The organism is Exiguobacterium sp. ERU653 (genome assembly GCF_018617775.1).
Lineage (GTDB): Bacteria > Bacillota > Bacilli > Exiguobacteriales > Exiguobacteriaceae > Exiguobacterium > Exiguobacterium marinum.
Genome location: NZ_JACSKV010000001.1, coordinates 791979 through 818139, shown reverse-complemented (window position 1 = coordinate 818139; position 26161 = coordinate 791979). Strand labels below are relative to the sequence as shown.

Genomic DNA, 26161 nt, shown 5'->3' with positions numbered 1-26161 from the left:
ACTCACTCGGAGTCGTCTTTCTTCGTTTCTTTCACGATACGGAACTTCGGTTTTACTGATTCATTGTTGAACGCCTCGAGGACCGTATTCTCATTCGCCATTCGGATCTGTTGTGGTTCGCCTTTTGCTGTCGTACCGATGCAATACATATTCGCCTCATAATCGGCAAACAGTGATTTATAAGATGTCGCGTGGTGCATCAATCGACCTGGCGATCCCCAGCCGACGATGATCATCCCGCTGCTCGCATCTACCTCTTGTAACGTCTCTTCGACGTAATGGTAGTTCGTCTCATCAAGTTGAGATTCCACGTAAGGGAGGTTGTCATTGATGGCGAGTGTCGGGACGAGACTGATGACACGCATTTCTCGAATCGGTTGTGACAAATGATTTTGCATCAACATATAAGCACGCTGTGTCGTCGTGCCGGACAAAAAGGCATCGCTCATCCGCGGCGAGTAAATGATGACGGCACAGATGACGCCATCCTCCACATCGGTGAACTCATACGTTCGCATATAGCGTTTCGTTTTATCTTCGTTGAAGATTGATTTTACGCGGATGGTAACTTCTTCTACATGCGTGTTCATTTCCATTCCTCACTTTTTCATGTAAGCATCAGCCGAGCGCTTTGAACCACTCGACATATCGAATCGTGTAATAAGCGACTTGTTGACTGAACGTATCACGCTCATCAGGCATGAACGTCACGCTTGACTCATAGTTTTCAAAATACGTCATGACATCGTTGACATACTGCTCACTTCGATTATATTCGAAGATGGCGTTTCGGACGGATGCCACCGAATCTGTCTTTTTTCCACCGTGTTCACTTAAATAATACGCCGCCGTGTGCGCAGAATCAACTAGACTGTGTGGGTCTGCTTTTCCATCACCGTTCCCGTCACGACCGAGACCCCCATACTGTTCAATCAAGGCAAGGTTCGTCAAGTCCACTTCGTCTTCCGGAACATCGCCTTTTTGGTCATCGGTGTCATATTCCCAACCGAGCCATGTGCGAGGCATGAATTGAAACGGTCCAATCGCGCCGACAGACGAGCGCATCGAAGAACTGTGGGAGAAGATTGTCTCTACACGGTGAACGGCGGCAAGTAGACGCCAGTCCACGTCATACGTTTCGGCTGCGTCTTGATACACAGCGAGATGCGTGTTCGGGACGCCGTTCTCTCCATAATAGGTTCGATACAATCCATTGTTCACTTTATCATGTTGACCGAGCCAGCCGACTGCCCCGAGCAAAAGCACGAGCACAATGATGAAACCGGTCAGTCGCAGCATCATACGTTTCAAGATACCGCCTCCTAGCTTTTAGACAATACCCGAATAGTGTAGCATATAGCTAACAGGAAGGACAGGAGTGGATATGAATGCTCGAACGTTTGATTTTTACAGCAATCATCGGCTACATGCTGATTGTTCAAATCTTCAATGCCAAATTGATTCGTCCGTTGATTGAAACGAGAGGACGGGCATGGGTGTACGAACAGACCGTGAAATCGGCATGGGGATTGACCTTGTTGATTGTCGCTCTCGTATTTTTATTTCAAGTACCGCTATCTGAAATTGGTTTAAGATTTATACCAGAACCGGGAGATGAAGAAGCGTGGCAAATCTTTTTAATATCATGTGTCCTTGTTACTTTGATATTCGTCTTCTATTTGTTGGTAAAAATTTCATCTCGACTCAGGAATGCTTTACGTCCTTACTATGAACTGGATTTAGAGAAATTACTTCTACCACGTACGAAGACTGAAGAACAGGCATGGAGCGCCGTTTCGATCACTGCGGGAGTGACAGAGGAGTTCATCTTCAGAGGAGTCCTCCTGTACACGATTTCCCTCTATATAGAGGTACCGAATATGACACTCGCCTTAATTGGTGGTGCCTTATTCGGCATCGCTCATGCTTATCAGGGGGTAAAAGGTGTCCTTACGACAGGAACCGTCGGCTTCGGACTTGGCATCTTATACTTAGGGATGGGCGTCCTGTGGCCCGTCATGGTTTTGCATATACTGCTTGATTTGATTGCTGGTCCAATTCATGTCGATGCAAAAAGCGATTGACTGCCTCTTCATAGGCGGGGGCATCCTTGATTATACAATTCGTATGTTCTGCCCCGTCGATCAATGTCAGGTCATTGTGACGATTGAGGGCATTCATCTCGACTGACATCCAGGTCGGGACAAAATCATCTTTTGAACCGTGCACAAATAAAATTGGGGTCGTCGTTTCGGTGACGGCCTTTTTAGGTTGAACTTGTTTCATTGTGAAGCCGGCACGGGACCACAGAAAATAATCGATTCCAGGAAGAATGAACTCTGCCGGGATACGATGCAATTCCTTTAACTGATACCGCATCAACTGCCTCATGTCATCAAACGGACATTCTGCGATGACGAAATCGACGTCAGTGAGCGGTGTCGTCTGTAAGACGGTCGCTGCTCCCATCGAGACACCATGTAGACCGACTTGCTCGACTTGTTCATTTGTTTTCAACCAGTCGACCCAGTCAATCATATCGTATTTTTCATGATAGCCGTATGAGGCATATATCCCTTCGGATTCACCATGTGATCGTAAGTCAACGGCGAGCAGGTTGTAACCGAGACGATGGAACATGGCGAGGTGAGGAGCCATGAAACTATGTGAAGCGGTATATCCATGCACAAAGACAATCCATTTCGTCGAGGAATCGTTCCGATAGATTCGTCCATAGAGTCGATAATCGTCTTTGGACTGAATCGAGACGTGTTCAAATGGAACGTCGTGATAAAATGCGCGGTCCTCTTCCGTATATGGAGCGAGTAACATCTCTGGTGTCTTGCGCTTGCCTCTCGTCATCCGTTTGAAGGCATAGTAGCTGACCGCATAGTATCCTGTGAATAGTGAGGCTAATCCAATTTTCCATTTTTGTTGCATATATACCGACTCCTTTCATCGCTATTGTACCCGAAACGAATCGATACGGTCCTGTTTTCTTACATAAGGATGGGCTATACATAGCATAAGCGGGTTAATTGAAGGAATCATGGTGCATCGAAAAATATGGGTCCGAGCGATATGATGGAATGACAAAAGCAGGGAAGTGGGGGAGATCTTGATGGAGAGGGCAGATATCTATCGAATGATTCAAAGGGTGTTGAGCAATCGGGAGGGGACACTCGAACGAGGAATAACTTTCTCGTGGACGACCGATGGTGATGAACGAATCGTCGGACTCGTATTTGATCTGTTACTCGACCGCTCTTTTCTACTCAACAAAACGAGCCTCCTCACCGAAGTACAAGAGGTTGCGCATCTGGTCGGGTGTCGACCAGAAGAAATCGTCCACGCATTCTCCTGTCTCTCGGGGATTCGACTCGAATCGAATCATATCACCGAACGACTGATGACCATTGAAGAGGCGACCATCTCCGGGGATGGGTTAATTAGTGTCACTATTCGCCTTGGAGGATGGCTCACTCATCAACTGCATCAAATTTGTCTTCGTGATGCCCTTCTTCCTTGTTGACCTCGGTCAAGGTACCGTCGATCACGCGAAGGACACGGTCACACACATCGAGCATACGTTCATCATGTGTGATGACGACGACACTTCTTCCTTTTTCATGTGCCTGTTGGGACAATAGTTCCATCACACGTCGCCCATTCTCATAATCGAGACTCGCCGTCGGTTCATCTGCCAAAATGAGTTGCGGGGAGTTGATCAAAGCCCGTGCGACGGCGACTCGTTGCTTTTCTCCTCCTGACAAGGTCGCCGGGAGAAGATGCAGTCGATGTCCTAAGCCGAGGTCGCTCAGTAGTTGCTTTGCGTCGATCTTACTTGTCTCTTGAATGAGTTCGAGTTGTTCGAGCACCGTCAGATACGGGATTAGATGAGCTTGTTGAAACACGAAGCCTACTTCATGTAGCCGTATAAGACGACGTTGTTCCTCATCTAGTTCGAACACGTCGCGTTCGTTCATCAAAAATGTTCCTTGATCTGGTTTTCGCAATAGACCGAGGATGTATAACAATGTACTCTTCCCGCTACCACTCGGACCGACGATGGCAACGCATTCCCCTGGCGATACATGTAACTCGATGTCATTCAATACGAGCTGACCGTCAAACTGATGTGATACATGGCTTAACCTCATGATGCTTTTCCTCCTATGATTTCAATTGCGTCGACTTGACGTAGTTTCCATAACGGTAACAACGCACCAAGAACAGATAAGAAAATGAACATGGACCCGAATAGCGCGACATGACCGAAGTCGACGAGAAACGGTAACGATGATGGAATCAACGCATCGACGACGTACATGAACCCGATCGATGTGGCCACTGCGGCAGATACGATGACGATGACCTGAAAGAGCAGTGCCCGTCCGATAATTCGAGGAGAGAGACCGATTGCCTTCAGAATTCCGAGTTCAGGTAACTTTTGAAGCGTGAACAAATAAAAGAATGCGGTCAAAATAAACGTTCCGATCACGAGCAGAAAAGCACGCATCATCGTGAATGTGCTTTGCTCGGCACTATATCCAGGAACCGACTCAATCAAATCTTGTTGACTCATGACGAGCGGATTGGACATCGTGGATTCCGTTCCAATCTCAGCCGATACATATGGACGTTGTTCGGAGTAATCCAAATAATCGAACCACGTCTCGTTCGTCGTGTAAATCACTGGTCCATGACTATAGCGTCCATGCGATTCCCCAGCAATCGTAAAACGATAATCAGACACGAAGTCTGTCAAGGTTTCACCAGTTCCAAGATTATCTGAAAGACTGGGATCGAAAACGACCTCACCTTTTTTAAGAGCGGAAACAGGACCGATATTGCTATCTTTTGGAAGAGCGAATAGTGTCACTTCTTCTTTTTTTCCATTAAATGTGACCGTGAGCGGTCGAACACTCATCGTTTCATTTGAAGTATCCGCTGTGACGTCTATAAACGATCGTGTCAATTGACCTTCTGAGTCCGGATCAAGCTGGTACGTTGAAGCATTCAATTCGTGCAAGGCAGAACCGTTATCATATGCCAGACCGTCTGCTAGCCCTGTAATGAGTGTCGTCAACATGACAATCAATAATGTGATCACAAATAGCATCGAGAATTTTCTTTTTTGTCTCCACATCTCTTTCCAACCTAACTGCATAAAAAAACCTCCTTCAAGTGCTGATGAAGGAAGTGTACTTCAGTAATATGAACAGAATATGAACAGAATCAAAAATGTAGATGAATCGTGGTGCCAATTCCTTCACTCGATTCAAGTGTGATCTGACCGCCATGTAAGTCAAGGATATCTGAGGTGATGGCGAGACCGAGACCGGTTCCTCTGCTTGTCCGAGCCGTGTCGCCACGATAAAAACGGTCGAAGAGATGTTGTTTCGTTTCCTCGTTCATGCCAATCCCTTCATCAGTGAAGGATATAGTGACATGTGGTTCTAAAGTACATATGATTTGAATCGTACCCCCTTCGTGAGAAGCATGTATGGCGTTCACCAATACGTTATTCCATACTTGAGCGAGAAGGACCGGGTCGCTCGTCAATTCGACATTATTCGGAATATCTATGATGACAGCAATCCCTTTTTGATCGAGCAAGAAGGCGTTTATTTGAATGACTTCAGATACCGATTGGAGCACATTCACTTTTGTCTCAAGGATTGGTGGATTTTCATCCAGACGTGACAAAAGAAGGAGCTGTTTCGTCAATTGGGATAGACGTCTCGTCTCCTGTTCGATGACACGCGCATATTCGTTTGATACACCGTCCGTTCCGTCAACTAATTTTTCAGCATAGCCGACAAGGGATGTCAGTGGGGACTGGAACTCATGAGAGACGTTCGATACAAAACGCCGTTGTCTCGCTTCGGTCTGATTGATTGTGTTGGACATGTCTTGAAACTGTCGTGCTAGCGTCCCAATCTCATCTTGTCGTTCTATAGGTAGATCTTCAGGCTCTTTACGCATAGCGACAGAAGTGGTCGCTTTTGTGAGTGTCTTTAACGGACGAACGAGTGAGCGTGTCGAAATAGCAATCAAGCCGAACGCTAGGAGCGTGACGAGGGCGAAGAACATTCCGACGAAAAGATGTAACTCCCGGATTTGGGCACTTAAGTCCGGGCGGATAAAGATAATGTCTCCGTTATCGAGTGCAAATCCATACGTGTTAGTCAATTCGTTATCAAATAAACCTAACAAGAAGAGGTGAAACGGAAAGTCTCGCATTCCTTGATAAGGAGTACCTTCTCGTACTGCTTCGATTACATTGTCAGAAATAGTTTCGTCACGAAACGCACCACCATAGCGCCGGAGTCCATCTGTCGTATCAATGACGACCAATTGATAACCTGCCGCTGCTAAAAACATATAAAATGCATCAGCATCCTCATCGGTGTGTTGTTCAAAATAGATTGACGCTCCATTAGCAACCGCTTCAGTCTTCTCGCTATAGGAGGGTTGCCACCATCTGTAATAGGCTACGTTACTAAATAATAGTGAAACGGCTCCTGATAGGAGTAAAATCAAAAACATGGTGACGATGATTCGTGTATAGAGTGTCTTCATGCGTTCACCTCGAGTGAATATCCAACGCCTCGAATCGTACGAATAAACAGTTCAGGATGGTTGAACCGGTGACGAAGTCGTTTAATATGAACATCAACGGTCCTCTCATCCCCCTCGAAATCGAATCCCCAAACAAGTTCAATCAACTCCTCGCGACGATATACCCTCCCAGGGAAGGAGGCTAGTTGAAATAAAAGTTCGAATTCTTTTTTAGGAAGGTAGAACAATTGGTCGTCAAGTTTCACCTCATATTCTCTTATATCCAAATGCAGTGGTCCTGTTTGAATCTTTGACGCGGACGAACGTTGATATCTCCGCGAAACGGCCTGTAAGCGGAATAGTAATTCCTCGGGGATGAACGGTTTTGTCACATAATCATCTGCCCCATGCTCGAAACCTTGGCGTTTATCTTCCCATTCATCGAGAGCCGTCAATAGGATAACTGGAATATCGAGTGTCCCCTTTAAGCGCTGACAAAGCTCTCGACCGTCCAATCCAGGAAGCATGACGTCTAGAATTGCTGCATCAATCGGACGGGTCGTGAATAGATGCTCACCTATTGTGCCATTTGTTGCGATTAAAACCTCGTGCCCTGCATTTTCAAACGTCTCCTTCACAAGTCGTAAAATAGCGGGATCGTCTTCGACGATGAGTATACGCATGTCAATCGTTCCTTTCAAAAAGTTACTGCAGGAAACGAGGTGACCTTTTTGGGGTCACCTCGAGTCGGATCAGCTCAACTGTTTCGTCATTTCTTGATGCAAGGAACGAAGCGCCCGGATGAATGCATCTTTGAAGTATTTGTCTTCTTGTGTCTCTAATGTTTGGATTGCTTTTTGGTCACCATTGCTCGCCTTGACGAGTAGATTGACGACAGTTCCCCAACGTTTCACATGTTCTGGGCGGGGATGATTCAATGCGGTCGTAAGTGTGAACCAGTACGGCTGATCACGTCTTTGAAGTGTGGCAATCATCCGTTTTGCGAGGAGCGTATCTTCTTCAGAAGGAATTGTTGCTGTAGCGAACCAACCGAGCATCGAGGCGCTCATGGATTCGAATTCCTGTTTCATAGACGGTTCGATTGCTAAACGACCGAAGTCTGTCACGTTGACGAACACCAATCGGTCTTTAAGATCGACATGTGTGACCCAACCGGATATAGATTTCAGCTTCTCTCGCTCTTTTGACTGTGCTTTACACGTATAGCCCTGCTGTTTCCCGATGTAGATTCGGAATTGCCCCCGATCAATATGCTTGTCTACCTTGAATTCAATATCTTGTCCCACTTGAAACGGTTGATTTCGTTTATTCAATGTTTGTCCCTTTTTCAATTCTGGTCGTTTTGAGATATGCCGTAGCGCTTCTTGCTCAGTCCGGTCATCCAACGTCCACAGGTTGTGAGGGGTCACATTTTTAAACCGATGTCGTCGTACATAAATGTACTGGTCGAGCGCTTCAATCGCATCTGCAGAAGTGAGCTTTCCAGTCAAATAGTCATCAGCGATGTCACGTAAGGTGAGTGATTCGAGACGATCGATATGTCCGGCATATGGGACGGTTCCAACAACGAATAACGCGGTCGCGACCAACTCACTTTCACGAGGGGTCAACGGTCGTTTGGCCATGGTGCACTTCCTCTCTAGATTCATATGATTAGTATAACAAAAACACATTAGCCGTTGCGAATTCAACTATGATTTGGAAAAAAATGAGGAATGGAAAGGATTCCACTTACTTATCTCGAATAGTGACTTGTAGAGAATCAGACGAAGGATTGAAAGAGTGAGGTGAGACGATGAAGCTCTCTATCGAGCCAGGGGATTACGTTGTGTTGATTGAAGTCAATAAAGAAGTATTGAAGTGTTCCTCCTTTGAGGAAGTCGATCAGGCGGATCGCATTAGATATGAACTGGTTAGTCGGATGAGTGAACGTTTACCAGCTGAGGTCATCGTCCCATCCATCATCGATTATATTCGATTTGGTAGCGGATACATTGGGGACCACATCATCTGGGATGCTGAAACAGAGTCTTTTTTTTGTCAGCAGTTTGAAACCATTGATGGTTCTCCACTTGGAGAGGACTTAGAAGGATTTCGTCCTGACCCGAGTCGGGTTGAATTGGCGCGATATTATACGTACTTGACGATTGGACGAATTATTGAATTCGACATGCTACATCCGGATGAATCGAATTATTGGTAAGTTTTTCGGCAACTTTTTATTCAAAAAAAGGGAAATCTAATCCAAAGTTTGAGATAATGAAATCACTTTATCAGTTTGGAATGGAGCGGAAGGAATGAAGAAGATTGCCCTTTTGACAGCAGTTGCGCTTTTACTGCCTACGACGGTAGGTGCAGCCAAACCTGTCATCCTTGAGAAGCATGGTTATGTCGTCTCAGAACCTCGTATATCGAGTCAGTATTATGTTCAACAAATCGGAACCGATTTGGCCTGGAGTAAAACGAGAGGAGCCTCCGACATCGTCGTGGCACTGATCGACTCATCTGCCGACCGGAATCATATGGATTTGAAAAATGTTCCTCGTGTCGTCAACTCAATGAAAGGACCCTACAGCGCTGACATTCACGGGACGCATACTGCAGGCATTTTGGCCGGTAAACATAATCAGTTCGGTATTGCCGGACTCGCACCGAACGTACGATATCACTTTTACAATGTGTTCTACGGAAAGAATTCAAAGTACACTGATTCATGGACTGTCGCGAAAGCTGTGGATACGGCAGTCGCGAAAGGTGCAAATCTAATCAACCTGTCTCTTGGGGGGGATGATTATGACAGCCGATTGGCCACATCAATCAAGCGGGCAAGGGCGAAGGGTGTGATCATTGTCGCATCTTCTGGAAATGATGGGCAACGCAAAACGACCTTTCCAGCAAATATGAAAGAAGTAATTGCGGTCGGTGCGATCGATTCCCGGCATCGTATCGCCGACTTTAGTAATATGGATGCAAACGTCAAAATCGTTGCGCCAGGCGTCAACGTCTTGTCTTTAGGGGTCAACAATCGTTTTGTCTATATGGATGGAACGTCCATGGCAGCACCGATGGTCACTGCTAGCCTAGCTCTTGTCAAATCAATCAATCCTTATTTAACTCCGGGAGAGATCGAAGCTTTGATTGCAAAAATGCCTCGAGTGTCCGGAACAACACATACCGAACTAAATACGATGAAATTGCTTGAAGCGACAAGCCGTCCGATTCATATTTCTACACCTTCTGTTTGGAAAAGTCGATACGTCAAAGACGTGAAATTGAGTGTCATGAATCACTCGAATCTCAAATCATCGTTCACACTCTATCAAGGAAGTAAAAAAATTAAAACGTTCTCACCGAATCGTACGTTCACAATGTATTCGAGCGGAGACTGGTTACCGAGTGGACAATATCGGATTGTCGGACAAGTGACAGATGGGAAATATAAGCGCTACACGAGTCGAACAATTGACTATGTCAACACGTTAAAAACATCTGTTTCGGTCGAAGCGACAGATGAAAAGACCTTTACGTTACGGACGTCACGAAAAGGGATGGTCACGGTTCTTGATGTAGATGGAAATGTACTATATGAAGCCCTTCATATTGCCGGAACGTTCCCAGTACGAGGGGATACGACACGAGGCTTGACTGTCATCCTGAAACCGACCGATGTACGAGAAAAAGTCGTGACAACCACTTACGACGCTCCTGAGATTGAGGAGGAGCAGCCCGTCGTCGAAACACTGTAAAATTAAAAGCCGCCTACTCCTGAAGAGAGGCGGCTAATCTTATTTAGTCAATGGTGATGGCTTCTCCACACCAACGGATACTCGCTTCTAAGACATTTCCCTGGTCGTCGATATGCTCAAAACTAAGTTTACCATCTCGGATGATCTCACATAAACCGACTCGAACACGGTCACTCCATGTGCGACGCGTTTCATGCGTTTCATCGAACACTGGGATCGCGTCCGGGAAACGCTCTTCCAAGTGTGTTAAATTGTGATGGTCAAAATGATATGATCGTTTCGAGAGTTCGTTCGGTGCTTTAATGTCGAACGGTTCAAACCCTCGAACGAGACGATTATTCCGGTAGAAGGCGAACACGCCGTTGTTCGGGTGGAGCACTTTAATGTCATCGATTTCTATTACATAGGTTAGACGTTGAATCCAACCGTTTTTTGCATCCTGATGCATCAAAATCCCTCCTTATTCAATGAACACGCCTTATTTTATCGCTGACTGTTCGTAAAATCAAGTTTCGAATTTCAGTTGTCAAGCATTGAAATATCCGCTACAATAGTTGAAGTGACTATGAAGTCTGGACAATCGCGGGACGCAAGTCTTGAGGAAAGTCCATGCTCGCACAGCCTGTGATGGCTGTAGTGATCGTGCTACACGAAAAGATAAGTGTAGGCAACGCAAGTTGACGGCAGAAGAAACACCTAAGTCCTAGGATACGGTGTACGCTTCTTGAAAGTGCCACAGTGACGGAGTCTGATCGGAAACGTTCAGAGTGGAACGAGGTAAACCCCACGAGCGAGAAACCCAAACTATGGTAGGGGAACTTCCAGACCGGAATCGAACGGGACGGAGGGCGCACTTGTGCGTAGATAGATGATTGTCACTCCATCGTGCCAGGGAGACCGTTATGAGCACCGGAGTACAGAACATGGCTTACAGGACAACATAGTCTCAACTTACAACGACAAGGAGTTCAAGCACATATACTTGAACTCCTTTTTTCATGAACTTTTTATAACTTACAGATTAATGAATGATACCTTGTAGAAAGAAGGCGATAGGTAATGGCAAAACGTAAACTGATTGCGACAGCAGCGATGGGGATTGAGGCGCTCGTAGCAAAAGAAGTGAGAGATTTAGGGTACACGTGTGAAGTGGAAAATGGACGGGTCTATATCGATGCGGAGATGGAAGACATCCCTCGCCTCAATATGTGGTTGCGGACAGCGGACCGAGTCAAACTCGTCGTTGCAGAATTCAAAGCGACGACGTTCACCGAATTGTTTGACGGGGTCGTGGCATTACCATGGACGGAACTCATGCCATGGGATGCGGCGTTCACGGTTGACGGACGTTCTGTCAAGTCGAAACTGTTCTCGATTCGTGACTGCCAGAAGATCACGGAGAAGGCAATCGTCGAGGCGATGCAACGTGGTTACCACAAGGAAGGCGAGTGGTTGCCGAAGTCAGGCGCAAAATTCCCGATTGAAGTCGCACTATTAAAAGATGTGGCGACCATCACAATCGATACATCCGGTCCGCTTCACCGTCGTGGTTATCGAGAGCTTCATTCGCAAGCTCCACTCAAAGAGACGATGGCAGCGGCGATGATTCAATTGACGAACTGGCGTCCGGACATGCCGTTTTATGATGTATTCACCGGTTCAGGGACGCTTGCAATCGAAGCGGCGATGATCGGACGTAACATTGCTCCGGGTATCAACCGCGAATACTTCGCTCAGGACTGGGCATGTATCCCGAAGAAAGCCTGGTATGCGGCAATCAATGAAGCGAACGAGAAGGCAGAGTGGGATAAACCCCTAAAAATTTACGGGATTGATCTCGACCCACGGATGGTGAAGCTCGCGAAAGATAATGCTGAACTCGCAGACGTTCGTGATGCAATCACGTTCGTCCATAGTGACGCGGCCGCGTTGAAGCCGAAAGAAGAGTACGGTGTCATCATCGGCAACCCACCATATGGTGAGCGACTCCAATCTGAAGAAGAAATCATCGACTTGTACGAGCGAATCGGGGCACAATATGCGAAATACCCTGGATATAGTGTTTATATGTTGACGAGCTATGAAGACTTCGAGAAAGCGTACGGTCGCCCGGCGACGAAGCGTCGTAAATTGTACAACGGAAACATTGAGACACAATATTATCAATTCTTCGGTAAACGTCGTCCACGTCCGGATCGTGATACGAATCAAAAATCTGACTAATGTAGAGAATGACCGTTCCATCGAGCGGTCATTTTTCTAATTTCCTTCACTTACTCAATTGTTTCATCATTCGATGAACAGGTTATACATATCATATGTATAATAAAAAGGGGGACATGTGATGCAGACGTATACCGTCGAATATCAGTTACATGCGAAAGAACAGACCACCCGCACGGTAGATGTGGAAATGAACCGGGCGCCAAACTTGAATAATCAAGAAGAGCTAAATGCTGCCTACCAAATTGTTTCGGACGCGATTCGTGAGCCGATCACTAGTTTTGAGATTGTATCCATTACGTGAGCCCGAGGCAATCGCTTCGGGCTTTCTACATATGACTGAAGGAGTGAACAAATTGAATATTTTAGTAGTCGGAATTGGTGATGTGGCCCAAAAAGCATATCTGCCAGTGTATGCCGGATTAAAAGACGTCAACGTATACCTCGTTTCAAGGGATAAACAGAAGCTCGACGCTATGCTGTCAACGTATCGTTTCCAAGGTGGATACACTGACCTTAAGGAGGTGACGATGTCAGAGATGGATGCTGTCATGATTCATTCGACGACATCAGCACACTTTGAACAAGCCGAGTACTGTCTTCTTCAAAAGAAACATGTCTTCATTGATAAGCCGATCACGTTCATGCTTGAAGAGACGGAACGGCTTGTCATGTTAGCCAAAGAAAACGATGTTCATCTCGTCACCGGCTTCAATCGTCGATTTGCGACTGCGACACAAGCGTTGAAACAGATTGGACAAAAGAACATGGTGTTCATTCAAAAAAACCGAACTTATAAACCGGCGACGCTTCGTGAATTCGTCATCGAGGATTTTGTTCACGTCGTTGATACACTCCGCTATCTAACCGACCTTCGTCCGGTCGAACGGTTGCGTGTCACTCCGCGTTATGACGGAGACGTTTTGAAACAAGTGGTGATTCACTTCACTGCAGGTGGGATTGAAGCAATCGGTTGGATGAACCGTGATAACGGTTGCACCGAGGAAGTGATGGAGGTCATGTCTCCGAATGTGAAGCGTGTCAGCCGTGACGTCGAGCGGATTGTGGATTATGGACCCGACGGGGTGAGAGAATGGGTACTCGACCCGTGGGAGTCGAACTTGAAACGTCGCGGATTCATCCACATGGTCGAAGCGTTCATTCGGTTAGTAAACGGAGAACCGAATACGTCGGTCATTGCCGAGGATAGTCTTGAGACGCATCGACTGTGTGAAGAGATACTCACACATGTGCAGTGAATCGTCTGTTTCTGTCAGATTCAGAGCGGGTAAAAACTCGATAACCCGATAAAAGGAGGCGATTTTGTTGGATGTTCGTGAACTGATTATGCAAATCAATGACTATTTATGGTCGTACCTACTCATCTTTGTCTTGATTGCCGGAGGACTTTATTTTACGATTCGGATGGGATTCGTTCAATTTCGAATGCTACCTGAAATGTTTAAACTGCTATTTGTGAAAGGACTCAAGCATGAGAAAGGTCAGGTATCTTCCTTCCAGGCGTTCGCAATCGGGACGGCAGCTCGTGTCGGTACGGGAAACATCGCCGGTGTGTCGACCGCCATCGCATTAGGAGGTCCTGGCGCCGTGTTTTGGATGTGGCTCATCGCATTGATTGGAGCGGCATCAGCCTTCGTCGAGAGTACTCTCGCCCAAGTATATAAAGTGCATGATGGCAAAGCTTGGCGTGGCGGACCAGCATATTACATCGAGCGGGCATTAGGGGAGCGCTGGTTAGGGATCGTCTTTGCCATTTTGATTACCTTTGCATTTGGATTTGCTTTCAACTCGGTACAGGCGAATACGATTGCGCTCTCTGTGAACAATGTATTTGAGATTGATACGATATGGGTCGGGCTGATTTTAGCCGCCCTCACTGCAATTGTCATTTTCGGCGGAATTCGTTCGATCTCGACTTTGTCGGGAATTATTGTACCAATCATGGCGGGTGGTTATATCCTACTAGCGATTTGGGTCGTCCTCACGAATCTTGATGTAGTGCCACAAGTATTCTCGGCCATCTTCTCAGAAGGTGTCCTCAGTTTCCAACAACTGTTCGGTGGAGCGGTCGGAGCAGCTGTCCTTCAAGGGATTCGCCGTGGATTGTTCTCGAACGAGGCAGGGATGGGTTCAGCACCGAATGCCGCCGCTACGGCTGAAGTTAGCCATCCTGTCAAACAAGGATTGATTCAATCACTCAGTGTTTTTGTCGATACATTATTCATCTGTACGGCGACGGCGATGATTGTCTTGATTTCGGGTGTGGAAGGTTCTGAGGAGTTTCAAGGAATCGAGCTTGCCCAAGAGGCGCTCCTCATTGAGATCGGTCCGATAGCAACGACACTCATGACAGTTGCGATTCTTCTTTTTGCTTTTAGCTCGATCTTGGCCAACTACTACTATGGAGAGACGAATATTGAATTTATTTCTGAAAAAAAACGATATCTCATCACTTACCGGATTGCTGTTGTCGGTATGGTCATGTTTGGTTCGGTACGCTCGGCAGGACTTGTCTGGTCGATTGCGGACATCTTCATGGGGTTGATGGCACTTGTCAATATGTACGCGATTTTCCGATTAAGTACAGTTGCTAAGACGCTCCTCGATGATTATATACTCCAGAAGAAAGATGGCAAAGACCCAGAATTCTTAAAAGATGATGTAGATTTACCTGGCAAGGAGCATATTGAAGCGTGGGAAGCAAAAAAAGAAGAAATCAGTTGAACGATATATGGGAGTGCTTCCGATTCAGGGAGCATTTTCTCCATTCACTTATTATTATTTCAGATACCGTATTTATTTTAATTAAAGAAAGTAGAGAATTATTATGAAACAAGTAATCTTGACAATCGTCAAGCGATTTTTTGTAGAACGATTTTTTGATCAAGCTGCTATGTTAGCCTATTACTTCATTCTTTCTACATTCCCGTTCTTGTTGTTCGTGTTGGGGATTGTTGGACTTTTACCTTTTTCAAGTGGCGATGTGATTCAAGCATTGTCGCTCATTATGCCAGAAGCAAGTTATCGTCTATTAGAAGGAAATATCGAGGCGATTTTTGACAATTCAAAATTGAAATTGGCATCATTCAGTATCTTACCCGCACTTTGGATTTCATCGATTGCTGTCCAGTCATTAGTCCGGGCCTTGAACGATGCCTATCGGGCAGTCCGAAACAAGGCGTTTTGGAGAGGGATCTTACAGGATATTGCCATCACGTTAGCACTCATGTTTGTGCTTCCATTTTCTTTGCTCGTACCGGTGATTGAGACGGCGCTACGCGAGGTATCTTCGTATATCCTATTCATCGATGAGATTGTCACAACCTATGCTCAAATTTGGTTTTACTTTAGATGGATTATCGGAACGAGTCTTCTATTCATAGTATTCGTATTCGTCTATAAGTGGTTGCCAAGTGTTGTTGGTACTTTCAAGAATAGTTGGGCTGGAGCAGCATTTGCGACTCTCGGAATACTAGTTGTGTCAAATGTGTTCAGTTACTATTCACAGTTTGCGAACTACGAACAGTTTTATGGACAACTTGGAGCGTTCATCGTCTTATTGATTTGGTTTTATCTAGCAGCCTCTGTGATTTTACTCGGAGGCCTCTTAAATGCGACACTGATCGAGAGGGAAGAAAAACTTCGTTAGACTTGTAATTATTAGTTATCATTCAAAAGAATAGGGAATGGTAACGTAAGGTCACATCATCTAAGCGGAGGTGGGAAACATGAATATGCAACGGCTCGTTCACAATCGTCGTTTCATCGATCAATCATTGTTTTACCTCGCCTTACATCTGTGGAAGTGGATTTTACTATTACCTGTTTTATTCTATTTGAACGTATCGTTTCAGCAATCACCATTTTCGGAGTACTTGATGGTCAGTATCATCCTGTATCTCATGTTTCGAGTCATTCAATATGTCGTCGCCAGTCGTGCTTCTTTCATGGAGTTAGTGGAATTCGGATATGCGATCTTGTCACTCTTACTCGTCTTTTCGTTCTTGATGGAGATTGGGTCGCCGCCAGTCGCCATTGCATTGATTGGCATAGTATACTTGAGCCATCCTATGCTAGCGCTTCATCACTATCAGAATTTCTCAGAACGGAAATGGCTGAACAAGCAGTTCCAACTATTTAGCCCGATGTTACGGCAAGGAGAAGTGCCAGTTCACGTTCTAGTATTGACGGAAGATGAGATTGTAATTACTGTAGAGAGTGGTAAAGAGTTTACGTACCGTCATATATATTGGGGCGGTTTTTATGTAGAAAATCCTTCCTAAAAGGTGGTTACACAGTTGTTTAGCGGATTCGATAATGTGATTGTCATTCTATTTTGGATTGCGACATTCATTGCGTTCTTTAAAGGAGCGTATGATATGTGGCGTGAGTATCGATCAACGAAAGAAAAATCAGTGCTCTATTATTTGATCGCATTGATCATTACTTGGTTTTGGTTCAACCCATACGAACTGGTCGCGCTTCATCCGTTCGTATTGATGGCGTACTATTGGAATCGGAACAAATGGATGCGTAACGCGATGCTCGTATTAGTGCTCGTTCCATTCGTGATTCGTGTATGGTTAATAGCCGCTTCCATGTAAAAAACTCGGTCCCTTTAAGGGAACCGAGTTTTTGTTTGTGGTATTATTCTTTTTTCGCAGCTGCCAATTCAGCTTCCATTTCGCCGAATTCACGAGTGATGCGTTTTTGTTCTTTCTGGCTTGTAAAGTTACTGACAAGTACGATTGCCAACATACTTAAGAAGAAGCCAGGGACCATTTCGTAAAGGACAGTTGAGAGTCCAGTCACAATCCAAAGAATAACTGTGATGGCACCAACGAGGATACCAGCGAGGGCACCTTGACGTGTCATCTTCGTCCAATAGAGTGACAAGAGAATTGCTGGTCCGAAAGCTGAGCCGAATCCAGCCCATGCATATCCAACGAGTGTCAAGATTGTGCTAGATGGGTTGAGAGACATGAGTGTTGCTACGAACCCGACGACCAAGACACCGATACGACCGGCGCGTACCATTGTTTTTTCACTTGCTTCTTTGTTGAAGAACTTACGATAAAAGTCTTCTGTCAAAGCAGACGACGTAACGAGCAATTGTGACGATACGGTCGACATGACCGCTGCAAGAATCGCAGCTAATAAGAATCCAGTGATGAACGGGTGGAACAAGACTTCAGAGAATTGAATGAAGACTGTTTCTGGGTCACCAAGCGGATTTCCTTGACCGCGGAAGTATGCGATTCCGACGAAACCTGTCATGACGGCACCAATAATCGATACAGTCATCCAGCTCATTCCGATACGACGAGCTGTTTTCAAAGATTTCACATCACGAATGGCCATAAAGCGGACGATGATGTGCGGCTGACCAAAGTAACCGAGTCCCCAGGCGAGGAGACCGATAATCCCAAGTGTTGTCGTACCTTTAAATAAATCAAACAAGTCGGCATTGATTGCTGTTGCAGAGTTGACAGCAGTGTCTACTCCACCGAGATCTGTTAATGCGACGAAAGGAACGAGCACGAGTGCCAAGAACATGATGACGCCTTGGGCGAAATCCGTCCAACTAACTGCTGTGAACCCACCGAAAAGGGTGTACAAGATGACGACACTGATTGTGACGATGACACCTGTCTGATAGTTCAATCCGAATGAGCTTTCAAACAACTTCCCGCCAGAAACGAGTCCGGCTGACGTGTAGAACGTGAAGAAGATGATGATGACGGATGCGGATAGGATCCGTAGCCAGTTCGAGTGATCTCGGAACCGATTCTCTAAAAAGTCTGGAATCGTAATCGAATCGTTCGCCATCTCTGTGAAGACGCGAAGTCGTGGAGCAACTAACAAGTAGTTCAAGTAAGCTCCGATGACCAATCCAACGGCTAACCAAATTGCTGATAGTCCAGTTGCATACATTGCACCTGGTAGTCCCATTAACATCCAACCACTCATATCCGAAGCCCCGGCTGACATGGCTGTAACTCCTGGCCCCATTTTACGGCCACCTAACATATAATCTGATGAATCGGTCGTTCGCTTATACGCGACGTATCCGATAAGAAGCATCATCACGAGATAAAGCGCGATTGATACCCATTCTTGCCATAGCATTGAATTACCTCCTATTAAGTTAAAAAAATCTATTTCATCAACTCGTTCGCGATTGTGTGAAGTCGTCACACAGTCAAATACAAAAGTTGAAAAGGCGAACTTGTGGTTTACCTTACAGAACCTTTGGAATGATTGCAAACTGTCATCTTTTCATAAAAACGGCTCTAAAGCCTATCATATCAACGGATAAGAGCAAATTTCTTTCATTAAAAAGTTTAAATATTCTGAATATTTGAAATGCTGCAGACTTGTTGTTGTAACATTAATGTAATATTAAATGATATCTTTTCAGAAAAAATAAAAAAGAGCATAGATTAAATGCTCTTTCTCATCATTATTGGAATGCTGTCTCTTCAACGAGTCGCATCGTCGGGAATGTCTGCCCAGATTTTGCTTGCATTGTGACCAAGATATACGTCTCTTCTTCATGTTGCATGATGAACACCATCGTATAACCGGATTCGTCGGTGTAACCTGTTTTAGTAGCCGTCACGTATTTCGAATAGTTAATGCTTCTTTCATTAACAGCGGATCCGAGGTGATACCACCAACGCCGTTTGCCGTTTCCGTCAATGTCGTCAAATTCAGCTTTGTATTCATAAGTCCCGGCAATTTCAACAAGTTCAGGGTATGTACTGAATGCGAAGGCAATTTTAGCCATGTCGTTCGCCGTTGTATAATGATTCGGATCTGAGTATCCGTGTGCATTCATAAAGTGAGTGCCAGCTAATCCTAAAACTTTCGCACGGTCGTTCATTAATTGAACAAATGCTTCGGTAGACCCACTCGTATATTCCGCTAGACTATTCGCAGCATCATTTCCCGATTCGAGAAGAGTAGCATATAAAGCCTGGCGTACCGTCAATTTATCACCAATTGTGAGATGGGCGATGTGACTATCCCATGGAATGTCGAGTGTAGATGCTTGGATGGTGATAACTGATTGATCGAGCTCGTCTGCGACGGATGCTTTTTCGTAGGCGAGCAGTGCCGTCATCAGTTTGGTTGTGCTCGCTGGGAACACGCGATCGTCTGCGTTCTTATCGATTAAAATTTCCTGCTTCGTCACATTGATGAAGGTCAAAGCTCCAACGGAAATGTCATCGTTTGATAATATAGTTGATTCACTGGGACCCCATGACCCCATCTCAATATTCGGAAAGACCGGACCTTGTTTCATCGGTTCCATTTTCGGAGCGGCTGCCTCTGCAGGTGTTGGTGATTCCTTGTCTTGTTTAAATCCGACTAAGGTCGGGATCATTGCGATGATGCTGAGCAACACAACCGCTGCAATCATTCGTCGCATGATGTACGTTCTTCTTCGGTGTCTCCTTTTACGGGTCAACAAAAGTCCCTCCTTTTATCATTACTCATTAAACATAATAGAAAACGCTCTCTTTTTTCGCTATTAAAATAAAGAACTAGGTCAATGATTGATGAGGAAACAATGAAGATTTGGGTAAAGACGTAGAGATACTACTTTGAGAGGAGAATTTTCCATGCATCGTTATCCGTTCACGAATTCTATTTGGCGACAGCATGACACGGGTCCCTTGTATCCCTCGTTAAATGTTTCAGAATCAGCTGACGTCGTAGTCGTTGGAGCCGGGATCGCCGGACTTGTCTGTGCTTATGAGTTGCAGAAGCGGGGGAAGCAAGTGACGCTTTTAGAAGCGTTAGAGATTGGTCATGGTACCACTGGTCATACGACGGCCAAATGTTCTGTTCAACACGGGTTGATTTATCAAAAATTGATTCGACACTTCGGTGAAACGGTTGCGCGTCTTTACTACGAATTCAATGCTGAAGCACTTGTCTATTTACAGAATCAAGTAAACGAAGGATTCGATTGCGATTATTCTTTGGAACATTCGTATTTATATGCGACTGAACCAAATGACGAACTCGTAAAAGAACTCGATGCTTACCGCCGTCTAAAGATTGATGGGGGAGAAGCGACAGAGGAAGTGAATCATGCACTTCCATTTACAATCGAACAAGCTTTAGTAATTCGCAATCAAGCACAGTTTCATCCCGTCAAGTACTTACGTGAATTAGCTGAACGCTTTGTCCGACTCGGCGGAAATATCTATGAACAGACGAGGGCGATGGAAGTGAGTCAAGGTCCACGACCGATTGTCACGACTGCTACAGGAAGACGGGTTCAGGCAAATCAGGTCGTGATTGCGACCCATTATCCGTTCAATGACCTACGTGGGCTATACGTGTCTAAATTTTCAGTAGAGCGCTCCTATATCGTTGCTTGTGAAACGGATACAGATCCGCTGAAAGGGATGTATTTAAGTGTCGATCACAACAGTCGATCGTATCGGTCATATGTTGATAATGGAAAAACATATTTACTAATTGGTGGAGAAGGACATTTAGCGGGACAGGTGACGGACACCCGAAGTCGTTATGATCGTCTGGAGAGCGATGCCCAACATCATTTTGGAACGAATCGGGCGACGTATCGTTGGTCTTCTCAAGATCTCATCACATTAGATTCCCTCCCGTATGTAGGACAGATGTTTAAGCGGGAACCAGATATCTTCGTGGCGACAGGATTTTTAAAATGGGGGATGACTAACGGAATTGCAGCAGGGAATTTACTCGCAGACCAGCTCACCGGTCATCCGAATCGTTTTTCAGATCTGGTGTCTCCACTACGAAAAACTGTCAAACCGACAGATGTCGGCTCATTTGTCAAAACCAATCTCGATACGGCAACACAATTTGCAAAAGGGACGATGGAACGCGTACTCGAACGTCGGGGCGTTGAGGACCTGCAACTAGACGAAGGTGGAATCGTACAAGTGGACTATCAGACAAAAGGGGTGTATCGAGATTTAGACAACCGCTGCCATGTTGTCAATCTGACATGCACCCATCTCGGTTGTACGGTGAAATGGAACAATGCGGAACGGACATGGGACTGTCCATGTCATGGATCGCGGTTCGATACAAAAGGAGCCGTCCTGGAAGGACCTGCGACAAAACCACTTCCCTACAAGAAGCGAGAAGATTTGTAAACTAGTATAGGCAAAGGTTGACAGCTATAATAAAGTAGAAAGAGAACAGACCAACACATAGGGGTGAATGACTGATGGAACTAACAAAAGAATGGCGTGAGCATTTTAAACAATTGCGTGCGTTCGATGAAGCAATCTCTCTCTTATATTGGGATATGCGTACACAAATGCCGGAACAGTCGGCACCGCTCCGTGCGGAAACAATCGGATATTTATCGACCGAGGCGTTCAAACGACAAACGAGTGAGTCTTTCGCTTCTTTATTAGAACGCATGACTGAAAAAGGTGGACTGTCTGAAGTCGAATTGCGTTCACTTGAAGTTGCAAAAACGCAATATGAACGAAACGCAAAGATTCCTCATGATGAGTATCAAGCTTACGTGACGCTTGTATCTGAAGCGGAAACCGCTTGGGAGAAAGCGAAGAATCAAGATGATTGGGAGATGTTTGCTCCATATTTGAAAAAGATCATCGGATTCCAACAAAGATTTGCGGAATATTTCGGTTATGAGAAGCATCCGTACGATGCACTGCTTTATGACTTCGAACCCGGTATGACGGTTGGACTCTTAGACGAATTGTTCGCCTCGCTCCGAGATGAACTAGTTCCCCTCATTCAGCAGCTTTCAAAAGAATCACTTTCACTAGACTGGTCGATGCCGGCAGACGTTCAAGAGAAAATTTGTCACGACTGGATGAATGTTGTCGCCTACGACCTGTCGCGCGGGCGTCTCGATGCAACCGTGCATCCATTTGAGATCACAATCAACCGTCGTGACGTCCGAATCACGACGAAGTATGATGAAGCCGATTTTCGGAATGCGTTGTTCGGTACGATGCACGAAGCGGGACACGCGACGTATGAACAGCAAATCGACCCAACCCTCGATGAACTCGGTTTAGGAGGGGGTGCATCAATGGGAATCCATGAATCTCAGTCGCTCTTCTTTGAGAACTTCATTGGACGTAGCGAGGCCTTTTTACGGCGTGTCTATCCGCAACTCAAACAACTGCATCCAACATATGCTGATATCGACTTCGATACATTCTATCGTGGGGTGAATGAAGCCAAGCCATCCCTCATTCGAATCGAGGCAGACGAGTTGACGTACAGTCTCCACATCATCATCCGCTATGAACTTGAGAAAGCGCTCATTCAAGGAACATTATCCGTCGATGAGCTGCCAGCGGCGTGGAACGAAAAATATAAAGAGTATCTTGGTCTCGATGTGCCGTCGAATGCCAAAGGGGTCCTTCAAGACGTCCATTGGGCAGGTGGTTCATTCGGTTACTTCCCGAGCTATGCCCTCGGGTTGATTTATGCGGCGCAATTGACGGAGGCTTTGAAGTCCGACCTTCCTCAATTCGAGACACTGATTCAAGATGATGAGATTGAGCCGATAAAAGCATGGCTACAGGAGAATGTCCATCAATATGGAAAACGTCTGACGCCGAATGACCTTATTCGACAAGTGACCGGTCAAGAAATCTCGGTGCAACCTCTTGTTCGCTATTTGATGGACAAGTATCAGACTGTTTCCAAATGAAACGATTCGCACATCGTGGGGTGATGGCACTTCGACCTGAGAATACGATGTCGGCGTTCAGACTCGCGCTGGATACGGGGGCAGATGGAATCGAGACAGATGTTCATTTGACCAAAGATGGTGAGCTTGTTCTCATTCATGATGAGACACTGGAGCGAACGACGGACGGGAGCGGTATGGTGTCTTCATACACACTCAACGAACTGAGAAGATTTAACGCCGGAGTTCAATATTCTCAACAAGAGGTCATCCCGACACTACAAGAACTTCTCGAACTTGTGAGGGATGAATCAATCCGATTAAATCTTGAGGTGAAGACCGATGTCCTTCGCTACGAAGGGATTGAATCCCGCATCATCGATACAATCGAAGTGGCAGGAATCGACCCGTCTCGTATCCTTTTCTCTTCATTCAACCATGAGACGATACATCGGTTGAAGCAAATGCGTCCAGATATCGAGTGTGCGATTTTATTGGCACAACCCTTATATGACCTTGTCGGATATCTTAAATTTGTAGGAGCCGACTCGGTCCATCCACATATCAATCGCATCACAGATCAAGAAATCGAATGCTTAAAACAACATGATATTCCTGTAAGACCTTATACAATCAAGACAGCTAGTGAAATGAAGCGCTGCCTAGCTCTTCAAGTCGATGCCATTTTTGTGAATGATATCGAATGGGCAAATCAAACCTCTTAGTCGCAGACTAAGGGGTTTTACTTAATCGAGATTGGGAATCTAAAGTAGTGTAGAGGTTGCGCTTTCATTCCATAACATATCGGAGCACATTCAGGACATAGTGTCCCCTTTACGTCACTGTCGGATTGTCTTAAGTTTAAGATGTCACCGAGCTACATAGCAATCAGATGTAGCACACCATGTAGCACTGCATCACACTTATTGTATGCAAGTCGTAGGTTACCGTAGAAAAAAGGAGGATATTTCACATGAAGAAGTTGATGTCTTTACTTGGTACACTAGCACTGGCTTTCGCGTTCATCTTACCGGTTAGCGCCGATGGACATGAAAATGCGATGGTCCGTGTGCTACATGCTTCACCTGATGCACCGGCAGTTGACGTGTATGTGGATGGGGAAGTCGCGGTCGAGGGAGCAGAATTCAAAGACCTCACTGACTACTTGACTCTTCCTGCAGGGGATTACAACGTTGAGATCAAGCCAGCAGGTGACGCAGAAACAGTCGTCGTTGCAGCAGACCTTTCAATCGAGGCAGGCAAGTTCTATACAGCTGCTGCGATTGGACAACTTGAAAACATCGAAATCGCTGCAATGGAAGACGATGCGAACTTCGAAGACGGTAAATCAAAAGTTCGCGTTGCTCACTTCGCACCGGATGCTCCAGCAGTTGATGTAGCACCTAAAGGTGGAGACCCACTATTCTCAAACCTCGAGTTCAAAGCAGTAAGTGATTACGGCACACTCGATGCCGGCACGTATGACCTTGAAGTTCGTCCAGCGGGAGCGACTGATGTCGTCAAAGCTCTTGATGGTGTCGCACTCGAAAGTGGTATGAACTATACGGCATTCGCTATCGGACTCCTTGAAGGAGAACCAGCGTTTGAAGTACTCCTCGCTGCAGATGGCGGAGAAATGGCGATGGCTCCTGAGACTGGACAAGGTGGTCTCGCTCAAACAGCATCAATGAACTGGTTGCTCGCAGCAGCGGTAGTTGGAGCGGCAGCGGCAGGATTCTACGTCTTTCGTCGTCAGAAGCAAGACGCTTAAGCTCATCTTTTTAGGAACCATCACATTTTTCCTATTGAGTGCCCAGGCCGATGCACCTGATCGATCATTCGTCATGCCGATGGCTGACTTCGCTAAACCAATCGTCTTGACGTCAAAACAGGTCGATCGTCAATCCTTTCATTCGAATAGTTTCGTCCCGTCCCGGCTTGTGATTCCATCAATCGATGTTGATGCATCGATTGAAGCAGTCGGGAAGGATGATGCTGGACGGATGGATACTCCGGCTGACGTAAATCAAGTTGGCTGGTATCAATACGGTGCGAAGGCAGGCGCAACAGGAAATGTTGTGTTATCCGGTCATCTCGATGACTTGAACGGTCCAGCTATCTTTGCGAATCTGGATCAACTTCCGATCGGAGAACTGATGACGCTCCAACGGAAAGACCAAGTCGCAACATATGAAGTCGTCAGTGTAAAACAATATCGCCTTGAACAAGTTCCGCTCGCTTCGATTTTTGCGGCCACTCAGGCAAAACGGATTCAACTGATTACTTGCGCGGGACCATACGATGAGAAGCTAGGATATCGTGACCGGATCGTTGTCACAGCACACTTGATTGAAACGAAATAAACAAAGGAGATGCGAATCAAAGATTCGCATCTCCTTTTAAAGTAAAACAGACCCCACCCTGGACGGGTGGGGTCTGTTTATAGGTTAAGCATCCATACGATCTAATAATTTTGAGAGTAAAATGAGTTCGTCATCTGAAAAATCAGTAAACACTTCTAACAAATATTCGATTTTCATGCTCTCTAGCGTCTCAAACAACTCACGACCGGCATCGGTCGCCTGAAGTTCAACGACACGGCGGTCACGCTCGCTACGCTCGCGAGAGATTAAGCCCTTTTTCGTTAACTCATCAGCGAGTGCTGTAATCATTGAAGCCGAAAATTGAAACTCGTTTGACAGTGCAGAGGCGATTTGAGGACTCTGTTGACAAAGAGAACGTAGAATGAAGAATTCATTGCGGGTCAAGTATTGTGAGAACATCGAACGGAGATTTTTTTTAACTCCGCGATAGTTCATTCGGATTCCACGTTCAGCATCAGCGACGAGCTGACGACGTGAAGTGGTCTGTACAGGTGTGGTCATCCTCTAAACTACCT

The 26161-nt window shown here is 45.8% G+C and carries 28 protein-coding genes and 1 other RNA gene; 17 read left to right on the top strand and 12 right to left on the bottom strand.

Features of this window, described 5'->3' with window-relative positions; all coding sequences use genetic code 11:
- Positions 1–2: 2 nt before the first annotated feature.
- Positions 3–590, bottom strand: coding sequence for a DUF1643 domain-containing protein (locus KNO95_RS04215; RefSeq protein ID WP_026825913.1), 588 nt, complete (start codon positions 588–590; stop codon positions 3–5).
- A 28-nt stretch (positions 591–618) separates the two neighbouring features.
- Positions 619–1302, bottom strand: coding sequence for a lytic transglycosylase domain-containing protein (locus KNO95_RS04210; protein WP_034771456.1), 684 nt, complete (start codon positions 1300–1302; stop codon positions 619–621).
- 86 nt (positions 1303–1388) lie between these two features.
- On the opposite strand from KNO95_RS04210, the gene KNO95_RS04205 reads away from it, so the two are divergent.
- Positions 1389–2084, top strand: coding sequence for a CPBP family intramembrane glutamic endopeptidase (locus tag KNO95_RS04205; protein ID WP_026825915.1), 696 nt, complete (start codon positions 1389–1391; stop codon positions 2082–2084).
- Here the strand turns inward: KNO95_RS04205 and KNO95_RS04200 are convergent.
- A complete protein-coding gene (locus KNO95_RS04200) occupies positions 2017–2940 on the bottom strand; it encodes an alpha/beta hydrolase (RefSeq protein WP_214701973.1) in 924 nt (307 codons plus the stop codon). The two genes, KNO95_RS04205 and KNO95_RS04200, sit on opposite strands and share 68 nt — an antisense overlap.
- Before the next feature lie 181 nt (positions 2941–3121).
- On the opposite strand from KNO95_RS04200, the gene KNO95_RS04195 reads away from it, so the two are divergent.
- Complete coding sequence (locus KNO95_RS04195; protein WP_214698669.1) at positions 3122–3532, top strand: hypothetical protein; 411 nt, start codon at positions 3122–3124, stop codon at positions 3530–3532.
- On the opposite strand, the gene KNO95_RS04190 is transcribed toward KNO95_RS04195, so the two are convergent.
- The 5 genes from KNO95_RS04190 to KNO95_RS04170 form a co-directional block, all read right to left on the bottom strand.
- Positions 3480–4160 (bottom strand): ABC transporter ATP-binding protein, encoded by a 681-nt coding sequence (locus KNO95_RS04190; RefSeq protein ID WP_214701974.1) that lies wholly within the window; start codon positions 4158–4160, stop codon positions 3480–3482. The genes KNO95_RS04195 and KNO95_RS04190 overlap by 53 nt on opposite strands.
- Positions 4157–5170 (bottom strand): ABC transporter permease, encoded by a 1014-nt coding sequence (locus tag KNO95_RS04185; RefSeq protein WP_214701975.1) that lies wholly within the window; start codon positions 5168–5170, stop codon positions 4157–4159. Before KNO95_RS04185 ends, KNO95_RS04190 begins: the two co-directional genes overlap by 4 nt.
- 68 nt (positions 5171–5238) lie before the next feature.
- A complete protein-coding gene (locus KNO95_RS04180; protein WP_214878354.1) occupies positions 5239–6585 on the bottom strand; it encodes a sensor histidine kinase in 1347 nt (448 codons plus the stop codon).
- Complete coding sequence (locus KNO95_RS04175) at positions 6582–7247, bottom strand: response regulator transcription factor (RefSeq protein WP_026825921.1); 666 nt, start codon at positions 7245–7247, stop codon at positions 6582–6584. The genes KNO95_RS04180 and KNO95_RS04175 overlap by 4 nt, the downstream gene beginning before the upstream one ends.
- Before the next feature lie 69 nt (positions 7248–7316).
- Positions 7317–8210 (bottom strand): hypothetical protein, encoded by an 894-nt coding sequence (locus KNO95_RS04170; RefSeq protein ID WP_026825922.1) that lies wholly within the window; start codon positions 8208–8210, stop codon positions 7317–7319.
- 170 nt (positions 8211–8380) lie between these two features.
- Here KNO95_RS04170 and KNO95_RS04165 point away from each other — a divergent pair, with 170 nt between their 5' ends.
- Positions 8381–8788: a type III PLP-dependent enzyme domain-containing protein gene (locus KNO95_RS04165; protein ID WP_214701977.1), complete on the top strand. Its 408-nt coding sequence runs from the start codon at positions 8381–8383 to the stop codon at positions 8786–8788.
- A gap of 94 nt (positions 8789–8882) precedes the next feature.
- Positions 8883–10331: a S8 family peptidase gene (locus tag KNO95_RS04160; RefSeq protein ID WP_214701979.1), complete on the top strand. Its 1449-nt coding sequence runs from the start codon at positions 8883–8885 to the stop codon at positions 10329–10331.
- Between the two features lie 43 nt (positions 10332–10374).
- Here KNO95_RS04160 and KNO95_RS04155 read toward each other — a convergent pair whose 3' ends face one another.
- Positions 10375–10779, bottom strand: a complete 405-nt coding sequence (locus KNO95_RS04155) for a hypothetical protein (protein WP_214698660.1) — start codon at positions 10777–10779, stop codon at positions 10375–10377.
- A 120-nt stretch (positions 10780–10899) separates the two neighbouring features.
- On the opposite strand from KNO95_RS04155, the gene rnpB reads away from it, so the two are divergent.
- From rnpB to KNO95_RS04115, 8 genes are all read left to right on the top strand, one after another.
- Positions 10900–11267, top strand: an RNA gene (gene rnpB, locus KNO95_RS04150) — RNase P RNA component class B.
- A gap of 123 nt (positions 11268–11390) precedes the next feature.
- Entirely contained in the window at positions 11391–12554 is a 1164-nt protein-coding gene (locus KNO95_RS04145) for a THUMP domain-containing class I SAM-dependent RNA methyltransferase (RefSeq protein ID WP_214701981.1), read from the top strand.
- Between the two features lie 121 nt (positions 12555–12675).
- On the top strand, positions 12676–12858 hold the full coding sequence (locus KNO95_RS04140; RefSeq protein ID WP_251125019.1) for a hypothetical protein: 183 nt from the start codon (positions 12676–12678) through the stop codon (positions 12856–12858).
- A gap of 52 nt (positions 12859–12910) precedes the next feature.
- Positions 12911–13813 (top strand): Gfo/Idh/MocA family protein, encoded by a 903-nt coding sequence (locus KNO95_RS04135; protein WP_214701984.1) that lies wholly within the window; start codon positions 12911–12913, stop codon positions 13811–13813.
- A gap of 67 nt (positions 13814–13880) precedes the next feature.
- On the top strand, positions 13881–15299 hold the full coding sequence (locus KNO95_RS04130) for an alanine/glycine:cation symporter family protein (RefSeq protein ID WP_251125018.1): 1419 nt from the start codon (positions 13881–13883) through the stop codon (positions 15297–15299).
- A 103-nt stretch (positions 15300–15402) separates the two neighbouring features.
- A complete protein-coding gene (locus KNO95_RS04125; protein WP_214698655.1) occupies positions 15403–16224 on the top strand; it encodes a YihY/virulence factor BrkB family protein in 822 nt (273 codons plus the stop codon).
- A gap of 79 nt (positions 16225–16303) precedes the next feature.
- Positions 16304–16858 carry a hypothetical protein gene (locus KNO95_RS04120; RefSeq protein WP_026825931.1) on the top strand — a complete coding sequence of 185 codons (555 nt, stop codon included), beginning with the start codon at positions 16304–16306 and terminating at the stop codon, positions 16856–16858.
- A gap of 15 nt (positions 16859–16873) precedes the next feature.
- A complete protein-coding gene (locus KNO95_RS04115) occupies positions 16874–17179 on the top strand; it encodes a hypothetical protein (RefSeq protein WP_026825932.1) in 306 nt (101 codons plus the stop codon).
- A 43-nt stretch (positions 17180–17222) separates the two neighbouring features.
- On the opposite strand, the gene putP is transcribed toward KNO95_RS04115, so the two are convergent.
- Together putP and KNO95_RS04105 are read right to left on the bottom strand one after the other, a co-directional pair.
- Complete coding sequence (gene putP / locus KNO95_RS04110; protein WP_026825933.1) at positions 17223–18704, bottom strand: sodium/proline symporter PutP; 1482 nt, start codon at positions 18702–18704, stop codon at positions 17223–17225.
- Positions 18705–19038: 334 nt separating this feature from the next.
- Entirely contained in the window at positions 19039–20010 is a 972-nt protein-coding gene (locus KNO95_RS04105; RefSeq protein WP_251129238.1) for a D-alanyl-D-alanine carboxypeptidase family protein, read from the bottom strand.
- Positions 20011–20203: 193 nt separating this feature from the next.
- Between KNO95_RS04105 and KNO95_RS04100 the strand changes: the two genes are divergently transcribed.
- The 5 genes from KNO95_RS04100 (at position 20204) to KNO95_RS04080 (ending at position 25625) form a co-directional block, all read left to right on the top strand.
- The gene (locus KNO95_RS04100) at positions 20204–21736 is read left to right on the top strand and encodes an FAD-dependent oxidoreductase (RefSeq protein WP_214878351.1); all 1533 of its coding nucleotides are present in this window, start codon (positions 20204–20206) and stop codon (positions 21734–21736) included.
- A 74-nt stretch (positions 21737–21810) separates the two neighbouring features.
- Entirely contained in the window at positions 21811–23283 is a 1473-nt protein-coding gene (locus tag KNO95_RS04095) for a carboxypeptidase M32 (RefSeq protein WP_214878349.1), read from the top strand.
- Positions 23280–23987 carry a glycerophosphodiester phosphodiesterase gene (locus KNO95_RS04090; protein WP_214701987.1) on the top strand — a complete coding sequence of 236 codons (708 nt, stop codon included), beginning with the start codon at positions 23280–23282 and terminating at the stop codon, positions 23985–23987. The genes KNO95_RS04095 and KNO95_RS04090 overlap by 4 nt, the downstream gene beginning before the upstream one ends.
- A 248-nt stretch (positions 23988–24235) precedes the next feature.
- Positions 24236–25033: a DUF4397 domain-containing protein gene (locus tag KNO95_RS04085; RefSeq protein ID WP_026825938.1), complete on the top strand. Its 798-nt coding sequence runs from the start codon at positions 24236–24238 to the stop codon at positions 25031–25033.
- The gene (locus KNO95_RS04080) at positions 24978–25625 is read left to right on the top strand and encodes a class F sortase (RefSeq protein WP_251129235.1); all 648 of its coding nucleotides are present in this window, start codon (positions 24978–24980) and stop codon (positions 25623–25625) included. The genes KNO95_RS04085 and KNO95_RS04080 overlap by 56 nt, the downstream gene beginning before the upstream one ends.
- 84 nt (positions 25626–25709) lie before the next feature.
- On the opposite strand, the gene KNO95_RS04075 is transcribed toward KNO95_RS04080, so the two are convergent.
- On the bottom strand, positions 25710–26147 hold the full coding sequence (locus tag KNO95_RS04075) for a MarR family winged helix-turn-helix transcriptional regulator (RefSeq protein ID WP_026825940.1): 438 nt from the start codon (positions 26145–26147) through the stop codon (positions 25710–25712).
- Positions 26148–26161 lie beyond the last annotated feature (14 nt).

Excerpts from the sequence above, each read along its gene's own strand:
- KNO95_RS04215 (WP_026825913.1), bottom strand. The coding sequence starts at position 590 with ATGAACACGCATGTAGAAGAAGTTACCATCCGCGTAAAATCAATCTTC.
- KNO95_RS04210 (WP_034771456.1), bottom strand. The coding sequence starts at position 1,302 with ATGATGCTGCGACTGACCGGTTTCATCATTGTGCTCGTGCTTTTGCTC.
- KNO95_RS04205 (WP_026825915.1), top strand. The coding sequence starts at position 1,389 with ATGCTCGAACGTTTGATTTTTACAGCAATCATCGGCTACATGCTGATT.
- KNO95_RS04200 (WP_214701973.1), bottom strand. The coding sequence starts at position 2,940 with ATGCAACAAAAATGGAAAATTGGATTAGCCTCACTATTCACAGGATAC.
- KNO95_RS04195 (WP_214698669.1), top strand. The coding sequence starts at position 3,122 with ATGGAGAGGGCAGATATCTATCGAATGATTCAAAGGGTGTTGAGCAAT.
- KNO95_RS04190 (WP_214701974.1), bottom strand. The coding sequence starts at position 4,160 with ATGAGGTTAAGCCATGTATCACATCAGTTTGACGGTCAGCTCGTATTG.
- KNO95_RS04185 (WP_214701975.1), bottom strand. The coding sequence starts at position 5,170 with ATGCAGTTAGGTTGGAAAGAGATGTGGAGACAAAAAAGAAAATTCTCG.
- KNO95_RS04180 (WP_214878354.1), bottom strand. The coding sequence starts at position 6,585 with ATGAAGACACTCTATACACGAATCATCGTCACCATGTTTTTGATTTTA.
- KNO95_RS04175 (WP_026825921.1), bottom strand. The coding sequence starts at position 7,247 with ATGCGTATACTCATCGTCGAAGACGATCCCGCTATTTTACGACTTGTG.
- KNO95_RS04170 (WP_026825922.1), bottom strand. The coding sequence starts at position 8,210 with ATGGCCAAACGACCGTTGACCCCTCGTGAAAGTGAGTTGGTCGCGACC.
- KNO95_RS04165 (WP_214701977.1), top strand. The coding sequence starts at position 8,381 with ATGAAGCTCTCTATCGAGCCAGGGGATTACGTTGTGTTGATTGAAGTC.
- KNO95_RS04160 (WP_214701979.1), top strand. The coding sequence starts at position 8,883 with ATGAAGAAGATTGCCCTTTTGACAGCAGTTGCGCTTTTACTGCCTACG.
- KNO95_RS04155 (WP_214698660.1), bottom strand. The coding sequence starts at position 10,779 with ATGCATCAGGATGCAAAAAACGGTTGGATTCAACGTCTAACCTATGTA.
- KNO95_RS04145 (WP_214701981.1), top strand. The coding sequence starts at position 11,391 with ATGGCAAAACGTAAACTGATTGCGACAGCAGCGATGGGGATTGAGGCG.
- KNO95_RS04140 (WP_251125019.1), top strand. The coding sequence starts at position 12,676 with ATGCAGACGTATACCGTCGAATATCAGTTACATGCGAAAGAACAGACC.
- KNO95_RS04125 (WP_214698655.1), top strand. The coding sequence starts at position 15,403 with ATGAAACAAGTAATCTTGACAATCGTCAAGCGATTTTTTGTAGAACGA.
- KNO95_RS04120 (WP_026825931.1), top strand. The coding sequence starts at position 16,304 with ATGAATATGCAACGGCTCGTTCACAATCGTCGTTTCATCGATCAATCA.
- putP (WP_026825933.1), bottom strand. The coding sequence starts at position 18,704 with ATGCTATGGCAAGAATGGGTATCAATCGCGCTTTATCTCGTGATGATG.
- KNO95_RS04105 (WP_251129238.1), bottom strand. The coding sequence starts at position 20,010 with ATGCGACGAATGATTGCAGCGGTTGTGTTGCTCAGCATCATCGCAATG.
- KNO95_RS04100 (WP_214878351.1), top strand. The coding sequence starts at position 20,204 with ATGCATCGTTATCCGTTCACGAATTCTATTTGGCGACAGCATGACACG.
- KNO95_RS04095 (WP_214878349.1), top strand. The coding sequence starts at position 21,811 with ATGGAACTAACAAAAGAATGGCGTGAGCATTTTAAACAATTGCGTGCG.
- KNO95_RS04090 (WP_214701987.1), top strand. The coding sequence starts at position 23,280 with ATGAAACGATTCGCACATCGTGGGGTGATGGCACTTCGACCTGAGAAT.
- KNO95_RS04085 (WP_026825938.1), top strand. The coding sequence starts at position 24,236 with ATGAAGAAGTTGATGTCTTTACTTGGTACACTAGCACTGGCTTTCGCG.
- KNO95_RS04075 (WP_026825940.1), bottom strand. The coding sequence starts at position 26,147 with ATGACCACACCTGTACAGACCACTTCACGTCGTCAGCTCGTCGCTGAT.